Raw genomic sequence first — 25,309 nt, forward strand, 5'->3', positions numbered from 1 at the left:
TCTCATCTGAAGGGCGGTCGATGACGCTTTGAGGGAGACCGCCAGACACGAGAGCATGCGATCATGCTAATCTTTGCGAACCATGCGAAAGAAGGAAAGCCGTGGCAGCGCCAAAATCATCGAAAAGCGCGCTGGCGCTGGATGTCGCCACGGAGATCGTCGACAGGGTGCGGACCGACGACGCCGAAGCCGAGGAGCGCGAGGTAGGTCTAAGGAGGAAACACAGATGGCTGCCTATCTGATAGCGGATGTAGACGTAAAAGACGCTGCCTTGTTCGAGGAATATCGGCGGGACGTTCCCGCTACCGAAGAGCGGTACGGTGGGCGGTACCTGGGCCGCGGTGGCGCCACCAAGGTTCTGGAAGGTGATTGGGATCCACACCGACTGGTCATTGTCGAATTCCCCGACATGGCGTCATTGATGGGCTGGTATAATTCGCCGGAATACGCCCGGCTGATCGAGATCCGCAAACGTTCCGCTAACACCAGGATCATCGCTTTAGAAGGGATTGCAACGCCTGCGGCGTGACCCATGCAGCCAGCGGACCCGACGACAGTTGGCGTCCTCAGCGTCATTTCTTCCTCACGGCGAGATGCCGTCGGCAGGGATCAGGCAGCGTTTGGACATGAAGGCGTCGCGGAACGCGGGTGCTGTATTGATGCCCTCCATCCTCGCGTTGTCTTCGCACAGGTCGTCAAGGACGCCCTCAGCCAGAGCCATAAAGTCCCGCGCGCTTCCGTACCACGGCGAACGGCCGTCCAGGACATCTCTGGCAATTCTGCGGTGCAGACGAGCGAATTGATCAAACCGCCCGCCTCCTTATAGCCATTCATGAAATGCGCAAAGCGCGCTGACTGACGCCAACGGAAGGGACGCGGCATTTGCGAGAAGTCGCCTTCCAGGGAGCGTCGCTCCCATTCCTTCAACTCGTCAGGTGTCTCGTGACCGCCGTGTTATCCCGATCATGCGAAGACGTTCGCTCCGGTGCGGGACGACTTCAAGTCCTTTTCAAGGGTGTTGGGAGGTTGGCCCACGGCTGAAGGGCTGCACAACCAAGGGGCACGATCAGCTTCTGCACCTTCAGACACATCGTGATAACCTGTCGGTCATGAAATCGGAGGCTTGAGAGAAACGTGGGCGGGCCCCAGGAGAATAATTTCTGCCCATGGGGAAGGCGATGTCCGCGCTAGCCGGAATGTCAGCTACCGAAGATCCGCCGCCTGAAGGCTGCCAGTCCGCTAACGGCCGCCCCAAAGCTGCCGGTCAACACAAGGTCGCATCGGAACCGATCCTTCGCATCCCCCGTTATCGAATGGAAGGGACATTACTTGTCATTAGGAGATGAAGAATGAAACGGCTTCTTTTTGCCACTGCCATGATGGCTGTTTCCAGCGGGCTTGCGTTCGCGGGGACGACAGGGACAACAGGGACAACGTCGAGTGGCTCCTCCACTACCACAACGATGCCGACGACAGATAACAACACGGATTCGACCACAACGAAGTCGACCAATTCGAACTCAGCGAAGGACTGTGCGCCGGGCCAGCAGAGTGGCAGTGCCAAGCAGGCCGCTCCTGGTCAACAGGATGACACCAGTGCCCAGTCCGCAGCCCCTGGACAGATGAAAACGACTGCCGAAGGTTGCTAATTGTGCCGGGAGAGGCCGGTTTGCACCGGCCGTAATGGATGCCTCCCGCTGCCGACCGGCGGCAACGGTCCGGCCTGGGCGCCCTTCGATCAGCGCGGGCCGTTTTTCGGAAAGTACCTCCCTTAATCGTCCAACGAGCCTGCAGCCTTTTCTTGGGCGAGTCGGATCTTGGGCGAGTCGCAATGCATAGTTAGTTGCGGATGTGATTGTTGAAATAGCGGCCCTTGGCGAAAGCAGATTTGAACGCGACAAATGCCTCAAGCGGCACGTCCAGGAAATCGTATTGCTTCCCCCTTGGCTCAAAACCAGACCGAGAGAACCCTGGTCCGGGTCAATAGTCGAACTTGCGCATCGAGGTCGACGGCATGGTGCGTTTCAAGAAACCAGCGTGAGCCGCGGCCAGCCGGGTATGGACCGCCCTACAGGCTGAAGTGTATTCGAAGATGTGACCGGGCGTAGAATGACGTCTCGTTCCGCCGCTTCGCGCGCCGCCCTGATCGGAGTTTTCGCGTTGACGGTGTGGGTGGCCGTCACGGCATCGCCTGCCATCTCCTCAACACGGTATTTCGGCACTTTTGTTCCTACGCGTCGGTAGCTAGCAACTCCGCTTGTTTAGGGGTCGCCCTCAAAGAGGAGAATAAGGTGGCAAGCTCGGGTCGCCCTGCCGCCGGGGGGGGGTGACCCGGCGGCTTGCACGTTCGACTAGGGTCGCTTCAGCTGTGACCGCCTTACGGCGTTGCCGCAGGAGTCTGCTTGGCAGCCATCTCGTCGATCTTCTCGGCAAGCACGCCGTTGGCCCATTCGGTGACCTCGGCGTCGACCGGCTTGTTGGCCATATCGGCGAGCGCGTCATCCAGCGACGGGACGGCGGCAGCAGCATCGGCCGCCGCTATATTGGCGGCATCGAGCGCCGCCTGCGCTGCGTCAATCTGCTCCTGGGTCGGGACTTGGTCGGCCGGAGTATTCGGGTCGTTCAATTTGGCGTTCAACGCGTCGACTTCGGCTTGGGCGGCATCTACCGCGGCTTGGGCACCCTTGGCGGCCGCCGACGCTGTCACATAAGCCTGAATGCCGGCGAATTTCTTGCTCTTGGAGTTCATGTAAGCGTTGATGTTGCGCTGCAGCGAGTTCAGCCGGCCAAGCTTGGCGTGAATGTTCTTGTCCTTAGGCGTCGCGGCGACCTCAATGTCGTCGACGGCGACCTGGTCTTCGCCCGAGGCCTTCTTTCCGGCGTGAGCCGATGCCGACTTGCCGTGCGAAGCGCTGTTGCCGGACTTCCCGCCGCTGTTGCCGGACTTGCCGCTATTGCCGTGACCACCGCCATTGCCGTGACCACCGCCATTGCCGTGACCACCACCATTGCCGTGACCACCACCATTTCCACCCGCGCCAGCGAAAGCAGGAGCGGTCACTAGCGCAAGCGCGGCAAGCGCTGCCAACAGCGTTTTTCGGGATGTCATGGTACCTCCTCAGGCGAATAGCCACCTCGCCGATTCGTTATAGAGCGGCTTATAAGAGTTTCCTAATTCGACTGAATGAACTTTAGATAAATGCTTGTTGCAATGAGCGACTGACGACTGCGAAGCGCTTTGTAACCCTCTGAAATCTAGCAAAAAAATCCGGAGTCGGAGACCGTATCGGCCCTTTGCGCGACTGAAGTCCCATACCGATCGGACCTTGGTCGGGCGATGCACAACCGCGGAATGCTTGAGTATGGCGTCACCGTGTGGCTGTGACTGCGCATTGGTAGACAACTCGCCGGGCGAAGACCCCAACTACCTCGAGCCCGGCGAGCCTTACACCTGATCAGAGTACGCGATCAGGACCGGGGATCAGCCGGCGAAAGATGTGGGTGCAATATGGGTGCCAAACTATTCGTCCCAAATTGGGACCATGCTGCGGCCTGCAAGCTGCGCTTAGGTCTCATAAAAGGCTTAGGCGTTCGCATCGGAAATGGCGATAGCTGGTTAGATCGCTTCCTTCCTCCGTTTGTATGATTCGTTGGCATTGGCAGTCGTGCGCATATTGTTTGCCGGACGGCGCTGAGTCTCACCGGTCGAGCCCAGCGGCCCGCCCGCCGCAAAGTGTCCCCCCGCGACAAAGGCTGCTGGGCCGTCCTAGCGCCGATCTGCTCCGGCAATGGCCGCGTGAATGCCCGCTCGACTCCAGCAACAGCTTCATCCTTGGTTGCGACGGTTCCGCGCGCGCCGCCGTCATCGAGCGTATCTTACTCGCCTAACCCGGATCGTGCCGCGTCCGCTTTCCGGGACGCACGGATCTATGCTCAACAGCTAATGTCAGGCGCGTACCTGAATTGGTCCTCGAGCCGAGATAGCGCGTTAGTCGATACACGACATTGCGATTTCCAGGAATCGACCGTTTCGCGAACAGCGATGACTACTCGGAACTGCTATCTCGTTTGCGCCACGAACTGTCCCCTGCCCTCAATGCTTCCAACGTCTCATTTGGGGCCGTATCCGGACGGTCTGCTTCTAGGAAGCGCTCGTCGGTAAGCTGCCGTTCGAGTTCACGGTCATCGAGCGAAGTTTGCCTTGTCAACTGACGAATACGCTGCTTTGACGACCAAGTTTAGCGGGCGCTCTTACCGGCCGGCCCCTTGACGGCTGGAACAGGGCCGGTAGCGGATCGGCAGCTTGCGGAGCCACGCAGCCGAAGAGCGGTCATTCCATGACGTTGTTTACAGCTCCAGGAGGAGTGTCACTCCTCCTGGAATAACAACCTGCCATTCGTCAACGCCTCCTTCCAACCTGGGGAGAACCGCCGGAAATCAGGCTGTCAGATTGCACACCGTCGCGTGGAGTCATTCATAGCGCCAGTATGGGTGGGAACAGCTGAATTGGCGCGAGCCAACCAGACGGCGTTTGGTCTCCGATATCGGTACTCGGACGGGCAGATCATTCACGGTCATGTTGGGTACGACGCTGTAACCCTGATCGACAAGCTGCAGTTTCAGCTCCGCCAGGTGGCGCCTGAATCCATTTTCGATGTAGCTGCGCGGATACCGCCATCCGTTCCTGCATGCTCGCACGAGAATGTCGGAATACAGTTCAGAGCTGGCAGCTTTCACCGCTTCTTCGGAAGTCAGTTTGCTGTTGGTTTGGGTACCTTCGGACAAGCATGGCCCCACCGACACCAAAAGCACCAGTATTACGGTCAAGACAGACAACTTTGTCATGGAGCCCTCCGTGTTCCGAATCGACCAGGCCTGCCAGCAACCTGCCCTGCCGATCTGCAGAGACTAGGATGCTGACCCGTCGCATGGAATCGTGCAAATGCAGTGTTTTCGATATCGCATCTGTAGTATTTTCATCCTGATGTAAGGCCATCGGGTTCTGGCCACAGGTCGGCAGCAAGGAAAATGAAACGATGCTTCGCGCCGTAGGCAATCCTCTCGCCGGCTTATCGGATCGGGAGTTGATGGTCGCGGCAAAGTTTGCGGAGGGAATGACTTATCGCGAAATCGGCGAAACACTTTTCATAGCGCCTACCACCGTTCGGACCCATCTTTCGGCCATTTATCGGAAGCTCGATGTTCGTAGTAAAGTGGCGCTTGCTGGGTTACTTGCCGATCACCGCCAGCAGGACCGCAGCCATGCACCACCCGGAAGTCTTTCGACCGACGAGCCGGGTCCGCCGGTCCTCGCAGTTCTCCCGTTCGACAATTTAAGCGGAGAAGAACGCTGGACTCGTATCGCTGATGGGTTGTCGGCGGACCTCATAGTTGATCTCTCTCGCTACCGGGACCTTGCGGTGATCGCCCGCCAAACAATGCTTTCCTACAAGGGACGGCGTGTTGACGTGCGAGCACTCGGACGAGAGTTGAATGCCGACTATGTGATCGAGGGAAGTTTTCAAGTGGACGGGCAGCGGGTGCGCATCCGCGTCCAACTCGTCGACGCCCACACAGGGGTCGATGTCTGGACGATGCGTTACGATCGTTCCGCGAACAACCTGTTTGCGATGCTGGACAGCGTGACCGAAAACGTCATCAATGTCCTTGCAACTTGCCACGGTCAGCTCGCCAATCTGCGGCGCGATGCGGCTCGTCGGAAGGCTCCAGCAAGTTTGCAGGCCTATGACTGCTATCTGCTTGGGCTTGAGCAGAAGCACCTTTTCACCCGTGAGTCGAACAAGGAGGCGATACGGCTACTGGCGCGTGCGATCGAACTCGATCCGGGTTTAGCAAGAGCTTGGACCGCGCTGGCACTTGCGCATGCTGTGGAAGCTATCAACGGGTTTACCGACAACCTTTCCGGCTCAATCGAGAGCTGGAGCCAATGTGTCAAGCAAGCGCTGGCGCTCGACCCGGCCGACATTTACGCCCGCATAATGTTTGCCGATCTTCGGGCATTGCAGGGCGATGTCGAAGCTGCTGTCGAAGAACATGACCGAGTGTTGGTGGCTGCTCCAAATGACGCGGACTCACTTGCCTTTCTTGCGGGTAGCCTTGCTCTTGTTGGCAGCGACCCGAAGCGTGGCTACGAACTGGCCAAGCGAGCGGTCCGGCTAAATCCTTATGTTCCCTGGTATTATGGAATGCTTGCTCGATGCAGCTACGTTCTAGGCTTTTACCGTGAATCACTGGTCGCGCTACGTCAATCTGCGCCAGATTCGCCCGCCACCCTTCTGTTTCTGGCAATGGCTCATGCGATGCTCAATGAAACTCCTCAGGTCGCCAGGATCAATTCGCGACTGAAGGACGAGTTCCCGAATTTCACGGCTGAGGTGTTCATCAGAACCTATCCGGTTACCAATCCTGTCGCCATTGCTGCCATCAGAGAAGGCGCCCGTCGTGCGGGTTTCGCCTAGCTTCTTCACTCTGGTCACCTCAGAGGCGCATTGCTCCTGGGCAGCATTGGGGCCGCAAGCGGACCGTCAGCTTCGCGGTGAAAATCCTCAGAAAGCGGGCCAGCATGTAGTCGTCGCGGCTGAAAGAGGGGCGTGACGCGCAAGGAATAGGTCCTGGTTTCACCTGATCACCTACGCAGGCAGTTTGACGATCATTGAGCGGCGAGAACGCGGCCCGAGGCAGGAGCTTTGAGCCGATTTTACGATCGACCTTCAGGCTTGTCGAGCCGTCTCGAGGTTACTGCCGAAAAACCGAGCCTCCATGCCGGCGCCCTGGGGAGGCAAGACAGCCAGCAACTGGACGGCTCGGGGATTTAGCACCGTTCAACCCAGAGCGTTTTGTCGAGATGCAGGCGTATCCGCTGGCCTTCCGCTAAGGACAGCGCAAACGATTCCAGGCCCAATGAGCGTGTAATTTCCTGGTCGGTCTCTATGATGCGGACGACCCATTCGCCACTGGCTCCGACTACTTCCACGCAACGCGTGGCCCTGCGAATTGGCACCACGTTGCCCATCAAATCCTCCCTACGAAACGCAATGGCAAGTCGATTTAAGACGGTCGTAGTCGGGAATTCAATAACAAATGCTTGCTCGGAATCGGACGAGCCATCCTGGAAGGGCAGTACGAAGGCGTTGAATGGCTAACTTGTCATGCCACCTCGGTCAGGCGAGCCCTCCGGGGAGCCTCCCGTGAGATAGCCTCTGCTTCAGGTCGTTGGCATTCAGGATGGCTGCCAGCTCTTCAGCATACTCCATGTCGGGAAGGTCGACAGAAGGGTGGCCCACTACAATAGCCGGCTGCCCGGTGAAAACGTCGAACACCGTCCACGTCCCATCCGGTTCCCGCCTTACCTCGTACCGCAGAGTTGCCATGAGGGGATCACATAGGTCGCCGTTAGGGGTGGGAATATTTGGTCCACGGTGACGCGGGGCCGCCTGAAAGCACCGAGACACAGTCGGCGCTCAGTAACGCGCCCGCCCACCCGACATGTCGAATACCGCGCCGGTATTGAAGTTGCTGGCGTCCGAGCACAGCCAGGCCACCATGTGGGCAACTTCTTCGACCCGGCCGAGCCGGTTCATTGGACTATCGGCGATCATTGTCTCGACAGCTGCGACCCCGAGGTTTCGGATCATGTCCGTATCGATTGGCCCAGGAGCGACGCAGTTCACGCGTATGTTTGTATTGGCGACCTCACGCCCAAGCGCCTTTGTGAAGACTACGATACCTGCGCTGGAGGCTGAATAGGCGGCAAGGTTGGCAAGACCTTCCTTGCCCGCCAAAGAGCCCATATTGACAATGCGGCCAACACCCCATTTTCGCATGTGGGGCAAAACCAACTGCGTCACTTGCATCGTGCCGATCAGATTGGTTTCGATGATGCTTCGCCAGTCTGCAGGTTCGTGTTGGTCAAACGGGTGAAGGGTTCCTAGATAACCGGCGTTGTTAACCAGAACGTCTATACGCTGGCCACGACCGACGATCATGTTGATCGCATGGGTTACCTGATCGCGGCTGGTAATATCGACCTTCGTAGACACCACACCCTTCAGTTCGATCTGATCTCGATCCCACACGTGCACTGCAGCACCCGACGCTACAAGGCGCTCTACGATTGCCTTGCCGATACTCTTTGCTCCGCCGGTTACGACGGCTGTCTTGCCAATGAGGTCATATGATACCGGCACAAAGCCCCCATTCATGCGTGTTCACACGGGCTAAGTTTAGCAGGATCGCATATTTTCGCCAGCGGCCAGACCGGTGTCACCAAGTCTTGGCAGCGCCGGAGCCAGCTATGACCTGGTCGGCAGCGAGCCAGGTCGTACACCGACGATGTTGTTCTTTGTCCCGCTCTCCTGCGGCGACACGCCATTGCCCAGTTTGAAACAACCAAAGAGACAATCAGGACAGGCCGGCGATATTTCGATGAGGGGCTTTCGCCATTAGTTAGCGCAGGCTAATATCTGTTCTTCGCGGTCAGAGAGCCGCCTGCATGTTGGGCAGAGATGCTTTAGCACCTAATACAATCGTGCCAGCCGCGATGCCTATCCCCATTTGCCTTGGCGTCTCCCCCGACGGGCTCTGGCTAGAAGCATTCCAAACCGATCAGGACATACGCGCGTATTGGAGAGGCTATGCCCTTGCGGGCGTGGTGTGCGCCGTTTTGCTGATCATCGAGCTTGTGGCAATTCACCTGCTGCTCTGAGGTAGCAGCGCTGTCTTGATGGCGCTACCGCTGTAGCGGTCGGACGGCTCTAATGCGTCTTCTCCGCCTCCATTGTTGAGCGGTCAATTTCAGCTCGAGCGGGCTGAACGAGGGAAGCGCGGGCGCATGACCGTGGTGCCTACATTCGTCGTGACCAGGCGCCCACCTCATATCGGCCGACCACCACGCTTCCGCTTGCATAAGCCTCGGCGCGAATTCGATCTTGCAGCGTTTCGGGACCGAGTTCTGAAGCTGCGATAACGCCCATCTGCTCCATCACCGGAGCCATGGTCGCTGCGAGATCGGAGATCAGATCAATGCCACTCATACTGTCTGATCCACCTCCGGCGAGAGCACTTACCGCCATGCTAGGGGCCGGCAGCCCGGCTTTTACGAAGGTCGCATGGAGCTGCAGGCCCATGTTGGGGTTGGTCCCTACACGACGAAATGTCTCCACAATGCACCGAAAGCAGTTGTCGTACGTTGGGACGGAGGGAAACGAGGCAGCGCCAGTCCAGTCGACTTCGTGGAATACCATCACGCCCCCGGGACCAAGATGCCGCGCAACCCCTCTCAACATCTCGACCGGATCGGGCGCGAACATTAGGACGTATCGGCCAACAACAGCGTCGAACGCTATATCGAAAGTGAAGGTGGCAGGATCACACTGGTGGAAGATTACATTCTCCAAACCACGTTGCGCGGCTCTCGCCCGAGCAGCGTCAAGAGCCTCCGCCGACCTGTCAGAGCCGATAACAAGACCTGTGGGTCCGACAATATCAGCCGCGAGAAAGGCGACATCGCCAGCGCCGCTCCCCACGTCAAGGACATGCATTCCCGCTCGAAGGCCAGCTCGCAGCAGGTAATCCCGGGTCATCGGGTCAACCAATGCCGCCTGCGTCGCCAGCCTTCTCAGTTCTCTTTCCGAATGTCCCAACTCGTATTCGTGCTGACGTTCGCTTGTCATACTGGCGTGCCCCCGGATGAAAAAGCACAACAAATCAGAGCTTGAATGCAGGCCTTGGCGCAATCTGAAGCTGAGCGGCTCATCCCTACTTTAGAGATGTCTAACATAAATATCTGAAAGGGTGCCGTCTAGGCGCATCCTCAAACGAGAGAAGTCCTTCAGAGAGGGCGTGACGGCTTGGCCACCAGCACGGCAGACGACAAAAGCGCGTTGTCCAGCAGGAGCCTTCTGGCTTCTGGTCAGCACGGATGGGCTCAACTCAATGTCACTCCGATTCGAGCACGATTGTATCGCCGGAGCTCTGGAAAGAAGCTCAAGATGCCGTGGAGCACGGGCGGCCTGTTGAACAGCGTAACAACTCAGCATAACGTCTTGAACACCGCAGCCGGGTGGCAAATGCCTTCTGATCTCGCAAATGAATTTCTTTGCCTGGCAGACTTCGAACCTGCTGCACGTGATCGTTTGCCCCATGCCGTCTATGAGTTTATCGCCGGCGCGGCTGGTGACGAAATTACGATGCGGGACAATGTAGGTGCGTTTGACCTGCTGCGGATCAGGCCGCGGGTTTTGCGGGACGTCTCGAAGATCGACACAAGCATTACGCTCTTCGGTGAAAGGCTCTCTCATCCGATCTTTCTGGCGCCAACGGCATTCCAACGCATGTCACACCCCGAGGGCGAGGTGGCTGCCGCTCGCGGGGCGGGCGAAGCCGGTGCGATATTCACTCTGGGGACCAGCGGAACAGCAACCATCGAGGAATGCGTGGCCACAAGCCCTGTGCCGATCTGGTTCCTGTTGTATTGGCAGAGCGATCGATGTTTCAACCGTGACCTTGTCGCCCAAGTCGCTGCGGGCGGAGCGAAGGCGATCTGCGTAACGGTGGATATGCCAACACTCGGCGATCGGCGAAGGCAAATGCGAGCCGGTTTCAAAATTCCCGATGCGCTCACCACCCCTTATTTCAATGACCGCAATACAGGCCTCTTCAAGATCGGTGGTTCGCCAAAGCGTGCAATATTGACATGGCCGGATGTTGAGTGGCTTCGTTCTCTCACAGCTCTGCCTATCGTGTTGAAAGGCATCCTTGATCCTGAGGACGCTGAACTGGCGATAAGCTCAGGCGCCGACGCCATTGTGGTTTCCAATCATGGCGCACGGAACCTCGACACGCTGCCGGCAACGATCGATGCACTGCCGGCAGTTGCCGAGCGGGTGGCCGGCAGGATTCCAATTATTATCGATGGCGGCATCAGACGGGGAACGGATGTTTTGAAGTCTATCGCTCTTGGAGCAACCGCGGTGATGATCGGCCGCCCATATGTTTATGCGCTTGCCTTGGGCGGATCCGATGGGGTCAGGCACTGTGTTGACCTGTTACGCCGGGAATTTGAAACGGCAATGGCGTTAACCGGGAGGACCTCAATTGGCGAGATTGATCGAAGTCTCATCTGGTGACAAGCAGGGGGATGGATGTCGCTGAGGGCTCCGGGGGTGCCGACACGGACCATCTACTTGTGCTCTGGCCAAGGTTGGGACGTTGCTTCGATGTGCATTTCAGAGTTGCGGGCGGGTCCTTACAGGAGAAGAACATTTGCTTGAAGTGAGAGGGGTCCACAATCATCATGAAGATAATCTCACATGCGGAACAGCGGCGGGAGGAATGGCGAGTTGGAGTAGAAACCCGGATGCTTATATCCGCTGAGAACGGCGCGCTTCAGCTGTGCATTTTCGAGCAATGGGTAGCGCCGGCTATGGGCGCCCCGACGCACAGTCACCGTGTTGAAGAAGTGCTCTCTGTGGTCACCGGCAAAGCAGAGATTTGGATTGACAACGAGTCGGTTAGCATAATCGAAGGGCAATCACTTGTTGTTCCGGCTAATCGAAAACACGGGTTTCGAAACGTCGGCTCTGAAACCCTTCACATATGTGCCGTGCTCGCATCATCAATTTTCGAGGCGGCCTTTGATGATAGCGAGCCTGTCCGTCGCTGGCTTCTATCGGCGGCAGACTGATCCCGAATTTCGACGATTATCGAGGCGCGCAGTACGCGATCCGTGCCGTGGGCAACGAATGGGTCAAAGGAGTTCTGCGCTCTTTGATCGACAAAATGATGGCCTGCCCCAAAGAAGGTCATCGCACGCTCGCTGAGCGTATCTTGCTCGCCTAACCCACGGCTTTCAGTGAGCAGCAATCAACAACGGACGATTGCACCATAGCTTTTGAGGCCAGCCAAATGGCTTTGTCGTCCTGGGCGGGTTGCATAAGGCTGCACTCCAAACATGGCTTTCAAGAAAGCTGGACGATTCCCTCAAGCGCCGCGTAGACCGAGATTCGCAGCCAACGGTCCATGCTTCGCGCGAGGCCGGNTGGCTTTCAAGAAAGCTGGACGATTCCCTCAAGCGCCGCGTAGACCGAGATTCGCAGCCAACGGTCCATGCTTCGCGCGAGGCCGGGGTCGCCGATGAGGAAAAGGCCGCCCCTCTCTTTCTCACGCTCGATGCTAGAGCGGCCCTCCAGGATGGCTCCCAGCGAAACAACGCCGGTCTCGACGTAAAGATCGACGTCCCGGCCGGGGTCGAGCGAGCAGAGCTCGGGCAAGTCCGCGCCTGGCTCGACCACAAACCAGTAATGGGGACACTTCGGTGGGGGATCGTCGCGGAAATGGAAGCGGATGACGGCGCGCCGCCGCGGCAGTTCAGCGAGGTCAATCTTTCGCCGCACGGCCCACNTCGCGGAAATGGAAGCGGATGACGGCGCGCCGCCGCGGCAGTTCAGCGAGGTCAATCTTTCGCCGCACGGCCCACATGAGGGTCGAAACATCCACGTCGGCGAGCGCGATCTCCGCCTCGATGTTGCATTGCGCCCATTCCGCCAGCGCGTTCATCGCCGGCTCGAGCCTTATCGACTTTTCGGTACGGAAATAGCTGATGGTGCCCGTCGCCTCGTCCTCGACGCGCTCGACCAGGCCCAACGCTTCCATTTCCTTGAGCCGCCTCGACAAGAGGGCGGACGAGACGTTGCCCACCCCCTTGCGAATGTCATTAAAGCGGGNCCAGGCCCAACGCTTCCATTTCCTTGAGCCGCCTCGACAAGAGGGCGGACGAGACGTTGCCCACCCCCTTGCGAATGTCATTAAAGCGGGTCGAGCCGTTCCAGAGCTCGGTCAGGATTTGAATTGTCCAGCGGGGCTCCAGGAACTCGCAGGCGTGCGAGATCGGGCAGACCAGTCCGTAAGGCCGTCGCGTCATGGCTGACCGCTCCTTTGCCGCAGGTTAGGCCTTTCGGAGGTCTGAGGCCAGTTCACAATCTGAAGCGGAACGCTTCCGAAGCTGCCCTGGCGCCTTCTCGCCTTCTGCCGTCACGTGATCGCCATTCGCATTCCCGATCAACGGAGGTTCACCATGACTTGGCGTAACATGACGCAAACGACAATAGGCCAGACCGCACGGCGCTTGCCGGGCACTTTTCTTGACCCTCCGCTCGAACGCCTGCTGGCCCTTGTCCGTGAGTGGAGGACCCGCCGCAACATAGAGCGCGGGCTCGGTCACCTGTCCAACTGCCTTCTGCGGGACGTTGGCTTGACCGAAGCGGACGTCGAAGCGGCCTGCGCCGACAGCTTCGATAGGTCCGCCTCTCGCGCGCTCCAGAGTGCAGCGCAGAACCGCACGGGAAATTGGTGAGAAGGGAGAGCCCCGGGAGCGGAAGCCGTTTTGACGGCGGCAATTGATCAGCCGAACTCAGGGCCATCCCAGTAGCGCCTTGGTTTCAGAGATCTAGCGCGCCGAAGCGATTCGAATGCATACTTCCAAGTGGTCGGCCGGCTCTTCGGATTCATCGTGAGGAACGTCTGCTGTTGGAAGAAACCCACCGAAGCTTTGACAACCGAGTTGAGGCGCTGAGCGCACGCTCGTGCGGTATAGTAGGTCCGATAGCGAGCTACGAGCACGGCACGATCCGCAACTATCGAAGCCCGGCAATGCGCAGCCCCTCTACATAGATAGCCCGGTGCTTGTCGTGAACGATCGGATGAAACTTGTCTACCCATTGAAGCGACAGGGACGGTTGAAGGCGCTTGGCCTGCGAAAGCGCATGAACCGCGATGTCCATTTCACCGGCCATCCCAGCGGCCGCCGCGTACGTCCGCCATGCAGACCCAAAATGGGGCCGGAGTTCAACCGCGCGACATTCGCATTCGACCGCGTCTGCATATCGTCCAGCCATGAAATGACATAAGCCAAGGATGGAGAAATTCGCAGCATATGTGTGATCGCGAGGACTTAGCCTACCCGCGATTTCAAGATGGTCGAGCCCCTCGGCGGGCATGCCCCCATATCCGTAAGTTGAGCCCAGGATCGAATGCGCAAAGGCGAAGCTCGGGTTTAGCTCGATCGCTTCATTTAGTTCTCTCACAGCAGAGTCGAAGCCGCGCGAAATCATGTGCACAAACCCTGCCGCTAAATGCGTCCACGGGTCCTCGGGGTCGCCTTGGATTGCCCGCTGCGCGAGGGCGCGAGAGGTGGGCAGAATGTCTGCTGCGTTGGCCCATCCTGACAAAACGCGGGCCGCGTGAGCCCACGCCAACAGGCTGTTGGCGCGGGGATAGTCAGGATCGAGGTCCGTAGCCTGCTTCAGAAATCCCTGTGCAATCTCGATTTCCGTAGCCGAACTCCAGGTCCAGACATATGGCATCGCCTTCATGACGAATCCCCAAGCGTCAAGATTGGTGGGGGACCTGCTCTGAAAGCGTTGCTGTTCCGCCGTGTAGAGCCGCGGCTCGATCGTAGCGATGACACTTTCGGCAATCTGATCCTGAAGCGCGAAGAATTCCGACAATTCCACATCGTATCGTTCAGCCCACACTTGGACCCCGGTCGATGTGTCACTGACTTGCGCGCTTATCCGGAGGCGATGACCTGAGCGCCTTACACTTCCGTCCAGCACATACCGCACACCAAGCTCTCGACCGACTTGTTTTAAGTCGACCGCTTTTCCCTTGTAGGTGAACAAAGAGTTGCGGGCGGACACGAAGAGCCAACGAAGACGCGACAGCCGAGTAATAATGTCTTCGGCAAGGCCATCGGCGAAGTATTCCTGTTCGGGGTCGCCGCCCATGTTCTGGAATGGCAGGACAGCAATCGAAGGGTTGTCGGGCAGCGCCAGCTGTTCGGAGGACCCGGCAGTCGCAGCCAGATCGGTTTTTGGGACTGTGTCGCGCATACGTAGACGATAGGTGCGCACCGGGCGTGCGATATTTTTGAGCTCTTTCTCGCCCAGATCGACAAATTCTTCCTTCAGTTTGTCGCGCACCTGTTCGTAAGCGGCGGCCGATAAACAGATGCCGTTCGGCTCAGCGATGCTTTCTAGACGGGCGGCAATATTGACACCATCTCCCATCAGATCGCCGTCGCTCTCCTCGACAACATCGCAGAGATGAATGCCGACGCGAAATTCAATGCGTCGCCCGGGCGGTAAGCCAGCGTTGCGCTCAACCATGCCGTTCTGCATTTCGATTGCACAGCGTACGGCGTCAACAACGCTCCGGAACTCTACGAGGGTGCCGTCACCCATAAGCTTCACAACGCGCCCATTGTGGACAGCGATGGTCGGATTGATGAGATCGCTCCGGAGCGCCCGTAGCCGCGCCAGCGTTCGATCTTCGTCTGACCCCGCCAGCCGGCTATATCCGACCACGTCAGCGACCAGGATCGCCGCAAGTTTTCGCGTCTGGCTCACTTCGCCCACTCCTGTCGACTAAGTGGCATAGCACAGATTACAGAATCCCGTTTTCGAAGGCGACGTTCGATAGGTGAATTCCGAGATAGCCTCAAACAAAGCAGCGCGGGATCTGATTGGAAGTGAATTACGGCAACCACGATCTGTTGGCGAGGCGGACCTTAGGTGCCGTTGAAAATTTTCAGTCAACGAAGCGCGTCCTGTCAGACTTGATGATGACCTCGGCGAAATCGGGCGAGACCTTGCCGCACCAGGCCATCAAGAGTTTTCTCACCGCCCTGATACGGTGAGCCGCGCCAGCACCGTTTCAGCCTCGAGGCGAGGCACCACGGCGATACCATCGCGGTCGCCGACCAGTATGTCTCCCCGCGAGATGGTCATTCCTCCCAGTACCACCGGGAACCCGGCCGTGCCTGGACCATTGCGCGCCGGCGAGTTCGCGACGATCCCGGCACAGTAAACCGGCACCCGCCCGCCTCGATCCCGACAACATCGCGCACGAGGCCGGCGCACCCCTTGTTTCACACCATGCCAAGGACGAGATCCTCAGTGACCGCCGCACCAGCAAAGCTGTCGGTGGCCGCAACGATGATATCGGCCAGTATCGCAGTACCTGGCGAGAGTGCCTTAATCCCTGGTGCAACGCCCCTCGCCCGCCCATGGCGTCTAGGACTAGGCTCACGGGCAAGCCGGAAAAGGCACTGATGATCTCTGCCGCAGGCCGTTCGAAACGGCTTTTGATGGTGAGCAGCGGTGGGTCTTCAATCATGTGGCGGCCTCACACCCTGAACGAACGAAAGACGAGCTGCAGCGGGATATTTGCGGTTCCTCAAAGGCGCTGCCGCAACTTCCATGCCCTTGAGAGATATCGAAGGCGAGGATCTTCGCTCTGGGGGCGAGGTGAAGTTCAAGCACCTGGCAGCTGAATTCCTCGCCATCGTAAAGAGCTGCGCGTCGTCGATCGCATCGAGGCAGCGACCCAAGGCGCCTCGCCGAGAGTGGAAGACGAGGAATAGTTCGCCCGATTCGCGTGATCGCATTTCGCGATAGCCGCCGGCGAGCCAGTCATTGGCTTCTCGGCGCCGGCCGATCTGTACTCCAGCGACCAGGTTTCAGAAAAGTTTCAGAATTTCGCCGGTACGCACCGCTCCACATGCGCCATGATCCCTACAATCTAGGGAGTGGCCATCATGGAAAACGACGTCGAAAGGCTCCGCATACGGCAAGAGCTTTACGAGTTGTACTTCAGTGGGGTCAACAGCTTGGCCTGCGCGCCAATGCCCGGCACCTTCTTCGAACTTCTAGAGTTGGGCGCCCTGGCTCGCCATGAACCCGTGCCTGAGGGGGCAGAACCTGCGGCTGCGGCAAAGGACTTGACCGTAAGCGCGGATGGCCCCTGTATGTCGACGAGCCCGGCTCGGTTCGGCAGAGCGCTTCTGAATGTCGCATACAGAATCAGGGAGCATAGCAATCGGCGAGTGCGTGTTTGACACTTCGCGCGGCTTGCTGTTGCGCCAGGGTCATCCCGTCAAACTTCGTCCCAAGACATTTGCACTCCTGAGCCATCTCGTTGGAAAAACAGGGCACGTCGTCAGCAAGTCGGAGCTGATGGAGTCCGTCTGGCCTGGGCTGTTTGTAACCGAAGACTCGCTCACCCAAGGCGTGCGCGAGTTGCGCAAGGCGCTGCGCGATGACTCACAAAGTATAATTCGCACCGTCTCAGGCCGCGGCTACCTCCTTTCACCGCTTGGCGCGCCGGCGAGGCCGCCGTCCGACCTGCCTTCTGTAGCGGTGCTGCGCTTCACTAATGAAGGCGATGCGACCGACACGCCTCTGGTCGATGGTTTTGCCGAGGACATTGTCAACGCTCTGGCGCGATTTCGCACTGCTGTTGTCCTGGCACGTAACTCAAGCTTTTCCTTTGCGTCGGAGGACCCCGGCAACTGGACCGAGGTCGGCAGGAGACTCGGGGCAACCTTCCTGGTTCGGGGACGCATGGGCCTTCGCGACGGCACCGTACGAGTGGCGGTCAACCTCATCGAAGCGGCAAACGGCGCGGTCTTGTGGGGCGAGAAGTTCACAGCATCGGGCTCAGCTGTTTTCGACATGCAGGAAGAGATCGCGCTGCGTGTGACGAACCGTCTTGTCGCACGGCTCGACGATGCGGGCTTGACGCGCGCCCGTCCAAAGCCTCCAGCAAGCCTGGCGGCTTACGAGCTTCTTCTCAAGGGGCTGGTGCATTTGCGTGGCTACGGCGCCGACGATAATCAGGCAGCGCGGAACTACTTTGCTGCGGCCGTCACCAAGGATACGCATTATGCGCTCGCGCGCTCATACCTTGCATTTGCCGAGCTGATTATCGGCGATTATGGAATGGCTCCTCCGGAGGTGCTGGCCGACATAGTAGAGCAAGCCCGCTTCGCGGTAGGACTCGCACCAGAGGAGCCTCGCTGCCATCGGATTCTTGCCCAAGCACTGCTGTGCACGCGCACATACGATGCCGCCGAGCGGCACTTTCGAAGATCCTATGACCTCAATCCCTTCGATGCGGACACGATCGCGCAGATCGGCTATCTGCTTGCCATCAGGGGCAAGCCTTTCGAAGCCCTGACCTGGATCGACAAGGCGGTTCAGATCAATCCGATACATCCAGACTGGTATCATTCCGACCGTGCATTCGCCCAATACGCGGCGGGAGACTACAAGGGAGCCGTTGTCAGTTGGTCGATGTTGCCCATGACTTCGGCCGTAAGGCTCACATGGCTGGCGGCGGCACAGGCGAAGTTGGGCAACCAGGACGCGGTATCGCGGCTCGTTTCGGAACTCAAGCGTATCGCGCCATCCTACACTCCACTCGAGTCGATCCGGGCCAGCATGCTTTACGAGCATGAATCTGACGCTGACCATCTTCTCGACGGAGTCGCGAAAGCGCTGATGATGTGGAGCGCCGCCTGAACTGTTTGGTTACCGGCCGGACTGGCGGAGCTTTGGGCAACGTTGAAACATTACGACACCGATGTGTCGGATGGTTTGCATTCAAAGATTTTTGCGACGCTATCTGAGAGCTCTCGTCGGTGATCGCGGGAGGAACTATGGGATCGCCCGAGCATGCTTTCGAAATCATCCGCTACAAGAAATTGGACTGTCCGCGTGCCGGCCTATAGCAACACGCTGACCTTCGCTTTCGAGGCAGAAAGCTACGAACGCTCCTATGCGGATGGCCAGGCTTTCCGCCTTAGCGTCGAGGTGGCTGAGCGCAAGAAGTGTGCGTGAAGGGGGCCTACAATCCTGGTCGTTTCGCCCCAGACGGCTGAACCCGACGATGTCCGCCACCAGGATTGCCGCAATCTTACGGCGCTTCGGTCATTTCTGCTGCCAAAACCGCCACAAGCTTTCGTTCTGGGGGCGCCACGATCCCCTCCGGCCCTACACTTGGGTTTGCTCTAACGTGGCACCCCTGCCTACGCGCAACCAGCCACCAGAGTCCGCTTTCAATCGGCGGCAGAGCTCGGCCCATTGGTCGAATTGAGGCGCAAAGCGGAATATGGGTATCGCGCCGCGGCGGCCGACATTCAACCGCGGCTCAGAACTCGCCGGAGAGCACTGAAACGAATGCGATATTGCGCCGGCGTCAGCCCGACCTTGCGGCGGAAGAGGCGCCCGAAAAAACTCGCATCCTCGTAGCCGACTTCATTGGCCACCCCCTCGACCGCCAGGTCGCCGGTCTCCAGCAGTTCCTTGGCCGCTTCGAGCCGGAGCGCGTGGATGTAGTCGATTGTCTTCATGTCCGTGGCCCTTGCGAAGCGGCGCACGAAGGAGCGCTCGGACAGGCCTGACAGCTTGGTCATGGCGGTGACGGGCGAAGGGGTCCGGTAGTTGCGTTCGGCCCATTTCTGGCAGCGGTTGATCACCGCGTCGTCGGTCTGGCGAAAGCGCATCAGCGCGGCGAAGGGCTGCTGGCCCATGTCGTGCCACTGCAGCATGTAGACCTTGGCGACCTCCATCGCCTCCCTGAGGCTGACGAAACGCGCGATCAGATAGAGGGCGAGATCCTGCCAGCTTGAGCCGCCCCCGGCCATGACGATGCGCTGGGCCTCGCCGCTCAGCACGAGCGACTGGCCCGGCTTCACCTTCACGCCGGGATAATTGTTCGTGAGCGTCTCGACATAGCCCCAGTGAATGGTGGCCTCGCGATTGTCGAGCAGCCCGGCCTCACCGAGCAGCACCGCGCCCGAACATGCGCTGGCCAGCATGGCGCCGTCGGCATACGCTCGCTTCAGCCACGCGGCTTCGGCGTCATACTGCCCGGCAACGCTTTCGCCCGGATTGACGAAGAAATCTGGAATACAGACGATGTCGGGTGGCGGGCAATCGGCAAGGCTGTGATCTGGGCGCACCCAGATGCCGTTTGCCGCGCGAAACGGGCTGCCGTCCCCGGCAACCACATAGGGCCGCATGCGTGGCGTGCCCGCGGCTCCGCTGGTGATGAACAGGAAATCCCTGCCGGGCGAGGAAAACAAGTCGAACATGCCGTAGATCGTGGAGGCGGTAGCCTCCGGAGCGGCAAGGATCGCCACATTCAATGGTCTCGCCTGTTCAACCATGGCAGAAATGATCGCCTTCCAGCATTTTCGACTTTAGCGGCCGTGCCCGCGCCGCGCTAGCGTGCATGAAACGAGGAGACTGCCACATGGCCGCCACCGCTACCCTTGCACAATCGAGCATCGATAGCTTCCGTTCCATCTTGTGCGGCGAGGTGCTGGAGCCGTCGAACCTGTCCTATGACGCGACGCGGGTCGTTTGGAACGGCATGATCGACCGCCGTCCCGCCCTCATCGCGCGCTGCCGGAGTGCTGCCGATGTCGTGGCGTCGGTGAATTTCGGGCGCGAGCATCGGTTAGCGATCGCGATCCGCTCGGGTGGCCACAATGTTGCAGGCTACGCAGTCTGCGAAGGCGGCCTGATGATCGACATGTCGCTGATGAAGGGCGTGCGGGTCGCGTCCGGCCTCGACCGTGCCCTCGTCGAGGGCGGCGCGACCTGGGCCGATGTCGATGCGGCCACCACCCCGCTTGGCCGCGCCACGCCGGGCGGTCTCATCTCCGCGACGGGCGTTGCCGGCCTGACGCTTTCCGGTGGCATCGGCTGGCTGCGCGGCAGCCACGGCCTCAGCGTCGATAATCTGCTGGCCGCCGATCTGGTGACCGCCGATGGCCGGCTCATCCATGCCGACGCGACGCAGAACCCGGATCTCTTCTGGGCGCTACGCGGCGGCGGCGGCAATTTCGGCGTGGTGACGAGCTTCGAGTTCAAGCTGCACCCGATCGAACCGGAGCTGATGTTATGCGGTCCGGCCTATCCCGAGGAGCACGCCAACGAGATCATTCCGCTCTGGCGCGACTTCATGCAGACCGCACCCGACCGCCTGAGCGGCCTGGCCGAGTTCTCCACCCTGCCCGACGACCCCTCGATTCCCGAGCATGCAAGGGGCCGGCGCGTCCTGGCGCTCGCGCATGTTTATGACGGACCGGCCGACGAGGGCGAACGGGTCGTGGCGCCGTTGCGGAGTTTTGGGGAACCGCTCGTCGATTTCAGCGGCCGCATGCCATATCGCACCATCCAGTCGCTCTATGACGGGCTGTTCCCGAAAGGCCGCGACCGCTGCTACTGGAAATCCACTTACCTCTCGCGCCTCGACGACGAGGTCGTCGGGGAGACCACTGCTTGGATGGCGAAGCGCCCCTCCGAAATGACCTTCGCCTCGATCTGGAAGTTCGGCGGTTTCGTCCAGCGCGTTGCAGCCGATGAGACTGCCTTCGGCGACCGCTCCATGCCCTTCATGCTCAGCCTCGACGCCATCTGGCCAGGCGCTGACGAGGACGATGCGAACATCGGCTGGGTTCGCAGCTTCTGGCAGGACATGCAGCGCTACTCGACCGGCCGCCTCTATCTGAACTTCCCCGGCCATGGCGAAGGATCGGATCTCGTCCGCGACGCCTTCGGCGCTGAGGCTTACGCGCGGCTCGCCAAGATCAAGCACAGATACGATCCGGACAATCTGTTCCGCCTCAACCAGAACATCCTGCCAATGCGCTGACGCACAATCAAAATCGGGTGTACGGTGCGACCCTCGTCTCGCCGTGGGAGCTTTGATCGCGCTGAGTCGCGAGCGACGACCAGCGTGGTCGCCGCGATGCCCGCTTTCAATCAGTGGCAAATCTGTCCGCAACGGCTGAGATGAAGCGCAAAGCTGTCGGGCAACCTTGGGGACCGCAAGCCAACTGGCAGCTTTAAGGCTTCAATCCGTCAGAAGTGGACGTTCAGCGTGCGCGAGTTCCGGTGGCCAGGATCACGTCTGCTTTATGACTTCATCTCGACACGGATACCATGCAGGGTCTTGCTCGAAGCGTTGAGCACGCGACCCGCTGGTTGGGGGGCCATATGCACCACGAGACAGCCTTGACCGTCCCATGCCTGAACCGCCTGGATGACATCTCGATTGGGCGGCATCATGGTTCCATCCGGCGCGAAGTCGTGGATAGGGCCTTCCACCTCATCGAACACGAATACTGAAGGCCAGCGGTGGTGATGTGTCGGCTCTTCCTCGTCGGGCTTGAGGATTACCTCAAGCACACGTAGCCGGTCATTCTCAAACAACACCTTATGGTTTCCGGGAGCCGCGATAACGGCGTCAAGCTTTGGATCCCACTGCGTAGGATCGGTCTGGTCGATCACCTTGGTAGTCATGGCGTAATTCTCCTCTCAGATAGACAGGCGGCCCTCACGCCGTCGTCACTGGTTGAATTGTGCCTTGGGCGCAGAACTGCTGCCCGTCCGCCAGTCGCGCATAGTTATGAACGATCTGGTTCTCGTGATCTTGAACCTGCACGACGAAGTTGCCGCCTTGCTCGGTCCAACTCATGATGAAAAGTCCGGGTCGAACGCCGGTCAGATTGCTCTGAACCACCTCGTCGATCTCGGTAGCGCCGATCGTCGCCTGCACCCGCAATTCGGTCGGCGACAGGACCGTCAACCTCGGTACGAACTGTCCGAATGAGCAATCAAAAGTCTTTCCGACGAGCGAGGTCGGAGCACCATTGGTCGTAGCCATCCTAATCCTCCTTGATGATTTTCGAAATCAGCTTGGCCGATGCTCGGCACAGATGCCGAACTGCTACTTTCAATTTTTGGAGCGCTCCAAGTGCAAGTTCCAACATTTTGGACCTAGCGTCAAGAAAAAACTTGGAGCGCTCCAAGAAATTGTCTAACTGAGGGAAATGAACGCTTCTAAAATGCCTACGCTCGCCGATGTCGGCCGGCTCGCTGGAGTCTCCCGCGGCACCGTCTCCAACGTATTCAACCATCCGGATCTGGTGCGATCCGATCTGCGCCAGCGCGTCGAGACCGCGGCGCGTCAGCTTGGTTATGATGGCCCCGACCCGAGGGGACGCGTGCTGCGCGACGGCAAGTTCAACGCCATAGGCCTGATCCCCCCGGGCGCATACGCCATTGCCGATATGATCAGGAGCCCATATCTGCGCGAGCTGGTGCTTGGCGTTTCGCTTGCTTGTGACGAGGCTGGAGCGACATTGAGTTTGGTCAATGGTACGGACGAGACACGCACCTCCACCATTCGAGAGGCCTTGGTTGACGGCTTCATTCTGGGCCACAGCGCGGACATCGAGTTGATCGCGTCTTTACGGCGCCGGCGGCTTCCCTTCGTCATCCTCGAGAGCGATGCCGGTCCGGACGTGAATTCTATCCGGATAGACGGCAGGAGCGGGGCGCTGGCGGCCATCAGGCATCTGGCTGCTCTTGGACATCGGCGTTTTGCAATCCTTTCCATTCGGCGCACATCGGGGTCACCCATCGTCCATTTGCCTGGCAATTCCCCGCGCGCTATCTCTGCCGGTTTTCAACTCGATCAGGAGAGACTTTTCGGCTTCGCACAGGGTTTGGCTGAGCTCGGTCTGTCAATCGACAATGTCCCGATCATAGAGACGACCCCAGGTGAGCCTTCGGCCGGAGCGGTCGTATTCGACCAGGTTCCGCAGGCAACGGCGATCTTGACTATGTCGGACTGGCAGGCAATCACCGTCCTGGACGAAGCGCGTCGGCGCAATATCAAGATACCCGAACACATGTCTGTCGTCGGCTTCGATGGCACTGCGGAGTCTTCGCGCACCACGCCCCCGCTCACGACAGTGGCTCAAGACATTGTCGGGAAGGGGAGACTTGCCGCCACGACGGTGTTTGCAAACGGCGCCCCGAGCCAGGTGATCATACCGGTCGAACTCTTGGTCCGCGGCTCGACCGCCCGACCACGCGGTTAGGCCGGTCACCTCATACTCGTCGTGACGCACAGTGCGCACTGCGAACTCCAGCGTGGTCGCCGTCAAAGTCTGCTTTCAAAAGGTATCAAAGGTGGCTGCAACGGCCGAGATGAGGCGCATTGCTGTCCGGCGGTTTTGAATCTGAAAGTAGCCGGTTCACTCGTCAACTCTGATCTTCGCGCACCGTCGTGAAACCCAATTTGCAGACGACTCCTCAAAATGAGAATGGCCCCTGCTTAGGTTTGCGGGTCAGTACGCGAGTGGCGCGCTAATTCCCTCGCTTTTCAATCTTTAGATTTGGGAGGTCGGGTCGCTTGGACACCACACCCGCCTCCTTCAAGGCTGTGTATCCAACCTTTTTGAGGAGCTTCTCTGTTTTGGCGCGCTCCTTGTCGAGAGCGCTCTCACCTTTGACCTTGGGCATCCGTCTTCCATTTGGTTCGTGCCGGTCAGCAATGCGCCACTAGTGTGCCACTGACAACAGACGTTCAGTGTTCCCAGTCAAGGCCGGTATCGCATGATGGTTGTCGCTAGATCGAAATGAGTGCACAGTAGCCACATGGGTGTATCCGACGAGACATTGGCCAAGATTGCTGATGAGGTGTTCGATACAATGACCGCACCCCGTGAGGTGCCGCCTTTCTCTGAGCGATTTCCTGGATTTGGCCTTGAGGATTCCTATCGGATCGTCAACGATATCCGACGCCGACGGGAGGCTCGGGGTGAGCGCGTTATCGGCCGGAAGATTGGCTTCACCAACGCTGCCGCATGGGCTGGCTACGGCATTTCGGGGCCGATTTGGAATTATCTCTATGACGCATCAACTATCGACTTGAAGTCGGGAAGCACCTTTCCACTCGGTGCTTGGCGAAACGTCCGCATGGAGACTGAGGTCGCACTTGGGCTGTGTGAAGCACCCGATCCGAGTATGGAGGATATCGATCTTCTGCATTGCATCGAATGGGCCGCCCTTGACTTTGAGATCTGCACCTCGATCTTCCCGGATTGGCGATTCAAGGTATCCGATGCGGCAGCGACCGGTGTGCATGTCGCACTGCTGCTAGGCGCGCGATACCCAATCGGCGAAACTCGAAAACATTGGGCCGACGAGCTTGAATCGTTTTCGGTCACACTTTCAGAAGCGGCGGGGGCGCACGCGACGGGAGGCGGTGCTCAGGTCCTCGGCAGCCCGATCAAGGCGCTGGGGTATCTTGTGCGACAACTCGCACTTTACGACGGCGAGCCACTACACGCGGGTGAAGTCGTCACGACAGGCACGCTAACGCAAGCGCTGCCCGCCGTGTCTAGCGAACTGTGGAGGGCCAGCGTCAAGGGCGCTCACTTTGCAGACATCCAGGTTCGGCTAACTTAGCCAGCGACGCGCAGAGGCCGAGTGGCCGTTAGGCGGAGGACCGCGTGCTGCGACCAAAAACCACAAGATGGAATAGTGAAGTAAACGAAGTCGGAAAGCCTTGTGCCGCAACACGGAAGTTCTGCGAACGTCCTGCCGCCCCACCGAAGCGCTACAGATTAACCCTGCAGGAAATGAAC

General features: G+C 59.1%; 23 protein-coding genes and 1 pseudogene. 10 read left to right on the forward strand and 14 right to left on the reverse strand.

The genetic code is table 11. From position 1 onward, the window contains the following. Nucleotides 1–101: 101 nt before the first annotated feature. Nucleotides 102–242, forward strand: a complete 141-nt coding sequence (locus tag X751_RS1000000167340) for a hypothetical protein (RefSeq protein WP_155924055.1) — start codon at nucleotides 102–104, stop codon at nucleotides 240–242. After that, complete coding sequence (locus X751_RS135520; RefSeq protein ID WP_023670645.1) at nucleotides 227–529, forward strand: DUF1330 domain-containing protein; 303 nt, start codon at nucleotides 227–229, stop codon at nucleotides 527–529. The genes X751_RS1000000167340 and X751_RS135520 overlap by 16 nt, the downstream gene beginning before the upstream one ends. Before the next feature lie 54 nt (nucleotides 530–583). Here the strand turns inward: X751_RS135520 and X751_RS1000000168695 are convergent, their stop codons facing one another. The 4 genes and pseudogenes from X751_RS1000000168695 to X751_RS135510 form a co-directional block, all read right to left on the reverse strand. Further along, complete coding sequence (locus X751_RS1000000168695) at nucleotides 584–721, reverse strand: SOS response-associated peptidase family protein (protein WP_023696775.1); 138 nt, start codon at nucleotides 719–721, stop codon at nucleotides 584–586. A 1,118-nt stretch (nucleotides 722–1,839) separates the two neighbouring features. After that, nucleotides 1,840–1,932 (reverse strand): annotated as a pseudogene (locus tag X751_RS1000000168325) (KTSC domain-containing protein); the annotation flags it as partial. A 445-nt stretch (nucleotides 1,933–2,377) separates the two neighbouring features. Continuing rightward, on the reverse strand, nucleotides 2,378–3,109 hold the full coding sequence (locus tag X751_RS135515; RefSeq protein WP_023716274.1) for a hypothetical protein: 732 nt from the start codon (nucleotides 3,107–3,109) through the stop codon (nucleotides 2,378–2,380). Between the two features lie 1,361 nt (nucleotides 3,110–4,470). Next, entirely contained in the window at nucleotides 4,471–4,845 is a 375-nt protein-coding gene (locus X751_RS135510) for a hypothetical protein (RefSeq protein ID WP_156931637.1), read from the reverse strand. 191 nt (nucleotides 4,846–5,036) lie between these two features. Here X751_RS135510 and X751_RS135505 point away from each other — a divergent pair, with 191 nt between their 5' ends. Further along, the gene (locus X751_RS135505) at nucleotides 5,037–6,479 is read left to right on the forward strand and encodes a LuxR C-terminal-related transcriptional regulator (RefSeq protein ID WP_023699402.1); all 1,443 of its coding nucleotides are present in this window, start codon (nucleotides 5,037–5,039) and stop codon (nucleotides 6,477–6,479) included. Between the two features lie 1,002 nt (nucleotides 6,480–7,481). Here X751_RS135505 and X751_RS135490 read toward each other — a convergent pair. Both X751_RS135490 and X751_RS135485 read right to left on the reverse strand, forming a co-directional pair. Beyond that, nucleotides 7,482–8,222, reverse strand: a complete 741-nt coding sequence (locus X751_RS135490; RefSeq protein WP_023699925.1) for an SDR family NAD(P)-dependent oxidoreductase — start codon at nucleotides 8,220–8,222, stop codon at nucleotides 7,482–7,484. 642 nt (nucleotides 8,223–8,864) lie between these two features. Next, complete coding sequence (locus tag X751_RS135485) at nucleotides 8,865–9,692, reverse strand: methyltransferase domain-containing protein (protein ID WP_023746408.1); 828 nt, start codon at nucleotides 9,690–9,692, stop codon at nucleotides 8,865–8,867. Nucleotides 9,693–9,869: 177 nt separating this feature from the next. Between X751_RS135485 and X751_RS135480 the strand changes: the two genes are divergently transcribed. After that, a complete protein-coding gene (locus X751_RS135480; protein WP_245260813.1) occupies nucleotides 9,870–11,147 on the forward strand; it encodes an alpha-hydroxy acid oxidase in 1,278 nt (425 codons plus the stop codon). Nucleotides 11,148–11,314: 167 nt separating this feature from the next. After that, nucleotides 11,315–11,704 (forward strand): cupin domain-containing protein, encoded by a 390-nt coding sequence (locus tag X751_RS135475; RefSeq protein WP_023697500.1) that lies wholly within the window; start codon nucleotides 11,315–11,317, stop codon nucleotides 11,702–11,704. Between the two features lie 361 nt (nucleotides 11,705–12,065). Here the strand turns inward: X751_RS135475 and X751_RS135470 are convergent, their stop codons facing one another. From X751_RS135470 to X751_RS1000000168535, 5 genes are all read right to left on the reverse strand, one after another. Beyond that, the gene (locus X751_RS135470; protein WP_023697499.1) at nucleotides 12,066–12,413 is read right to left on the reverse strand and encodes a hypothetical protein; all 348 of its coding nucleotides are present in this window, start codon (nucleotides 12,411–12,413) and stop codon (nucleotides 12,066–12,068) included. Then, the gene (locus X751_RS135465; RefSeq protein ID WP_084558360.1) at nucleotides 12,397–12,825 is read right to left on the reverse strand and encodes a helix-turn-helix domain-containing protein; all 429 of its coding nucleotides are present in this window, start codon (nucleotides 12,823–12,825) and stop codon (nucleotides 12,397–12,399) included. Before X751_RS135465 ends, X751_RS135470 begins: the two co-directional genes overlap by 17 nt. Continuing rightward, nucleotides 12,734–12,940: a winged helix-turn-helix transcriptional regulator gene (locus X751_RS135460; protein ID WP_023746411.1), complete on the reverse strand. Its 207-nt coding sequence runs from the start codon at nucleotides 12,938–12,940 to the stop codon at nucleotides 12,734–12,736. The genes X751_RS135465 and X751_RS135460 overlap by 92 nt, the downstream gene beginning before the upstream one ends. A gap of 712 nt (nucleotides 12,941–13,652) precedes the next feature. Then, entirely contained in the window at nucleotides 13,653–15,425 is a 1,773-nt protein-coding gene (locus X751_RS135450) for an adenylate/guanylate cyclase domain-containing protein (protein WP_031247439.1), read from the reverse strand. 270 nt (nucleotides 15,426–15,695) lie between these two features. After that, entirely contained in the window at nucleotides 15,696–15,950 is a 255-nt protein-coding gene (locus tag X751_RS1000000168535; RefSeq protein WP_084013688.1) for a hypothetical protein, read from the reverse strand. A 957-nt stretch (nucleotides 15,951–16,907) separates the two neighbouring features. Between X751_RS1000000168535 and X751_RS135445 the strand changes: the two genes are divergently transcribed. Together X751_RS135445 and X751_RS1000000168540 are read left to right on the forward strand one after the other, a co-directional pair. Next, complete coding sequence (locus tag X751_RS135445) at nucleotides 16,908–18,380, forward strand: winged helix-turn-helix domain-containing protein (RefSeq protein ID WP_023699221.1); 1,473 nt, start codon at nucleotides 16,908–16,910, stop codon at nucleotides 18,378–18,380. Between the two features lie 195 nt (nucleotides 18,381–18,575). Then, on the forward strand, nucleotides 18,576–18,698 hold the full coding sequence (locus tag X751_RS1000000168540; protein WP_023699222.1) for a hypothetical protein: 123 nt from the start codon (nucleotides 18,576–18,578) through the stop codon (nucleotides 18,696–18,698). Nucleotides 18,699–18,997: 299 nt separating this feature from the next. On the opposite strand, the gene X751_RS135440 is transcribed toward X751_RS1000000168540, so the two are convergent. Beyond that, nucleotides 18,998–20,029 carry a helix-turn-helix domain-containing protein gene (locus tag X751_RS135440; RefSeq protein ID WP_031247440.1) on the reverse strand — a complete coding sequence of 344 codons (1,032 nt, stop codon included), beginning with the start codon at nucleotides 20,027–20,029 and terminating at the stop codon, nucleotides 18,998–19,000. A gap of 86 nt (nucleotides 20,030–20,115) precedes the next feature. Between X751_RS135440 and X751_RS135435 the strand changes: the two genes are divergently transcribed. After that, a complete protein-coding gene (locus X751_RS135435) occupies nucleotides 20,116–21,522 on the forward strand; it encodes an FAD-binding oxidoreductase (protein ID WP_023699224.1) in 1,407 nt (468 codons plus the stop codon). Nucleotides 21,523–21,785: 263 nt separating this feature from the next. Here X751_RS135435 and X751_RS135430 read toward each other — a convergent pair whose 3' ends face one another. Both X751_RS135430 and X751_RS135425 read right to left on the reverse strand, forming a co-directional pair. After that, nucleotides 21,786–22,172 carry a hypothetical protein gene (locus tag X751_RS135430; RefSeq protein ID WP_023699225.1) on the reverse strand — a complete coding sequence of 129 codons (387 nt, stop codon included), beginning with the start codon at nucleotides 22,170–22,172 and terminating at the stop codon, nucleotides 21,786–21,788. Nucleotides 22,173–22,206: 34 nt separating this feature from the next. Next, entirely contained in the window at nucleotides 22,207–22,536 is a 330-nt protein-coding gene (locus X751_RS135425; RefSeq protein ID WP_023699226.1) for a hypothetical protein, read from the reverse strand. Between the two features lie 181 nt (nucleotides 22,537–22,717). Between X751_RS135425 and X751_RS135420 the strand changes: the two genes are divergently transcribed. Then, nucleotides 22,718–23,758, forward strand: coding sequence for a LacI family DNA-binding transcriptional regulator (locus tag X751_RS135420; RefSeq protein WP_023751121.1), 1,041 nt, complete (start codon nucleotides 22,718–22,720; stop codon nucleotides 23,756–23,758). A 559-nt stretch (nucleotides 23,759–24,317) separates the two neighbouring features. Then, entirely contained in the window at nucleotides 24,318–25,130 is an 813-nt protein-coding gene (locus X751_RS0134800) for a hypothetical protein (RefSeq protein WP_023699229.1), read from the forward strand. The last annotated feature ends 179 nt before the right edge of the window (nucleotides 25,131–25,309 follow it).

It is taken from the genome of Mesorhizobium sp. LNJC394B00, assembly GCF_000502555.1.
Taxonomy (GTDB): domain Bacteria; phylum Pseudomonadota; class Alphaproteobacteria; order Rhizobiales; family Rhizobiaceae; genus Mesorhizobium.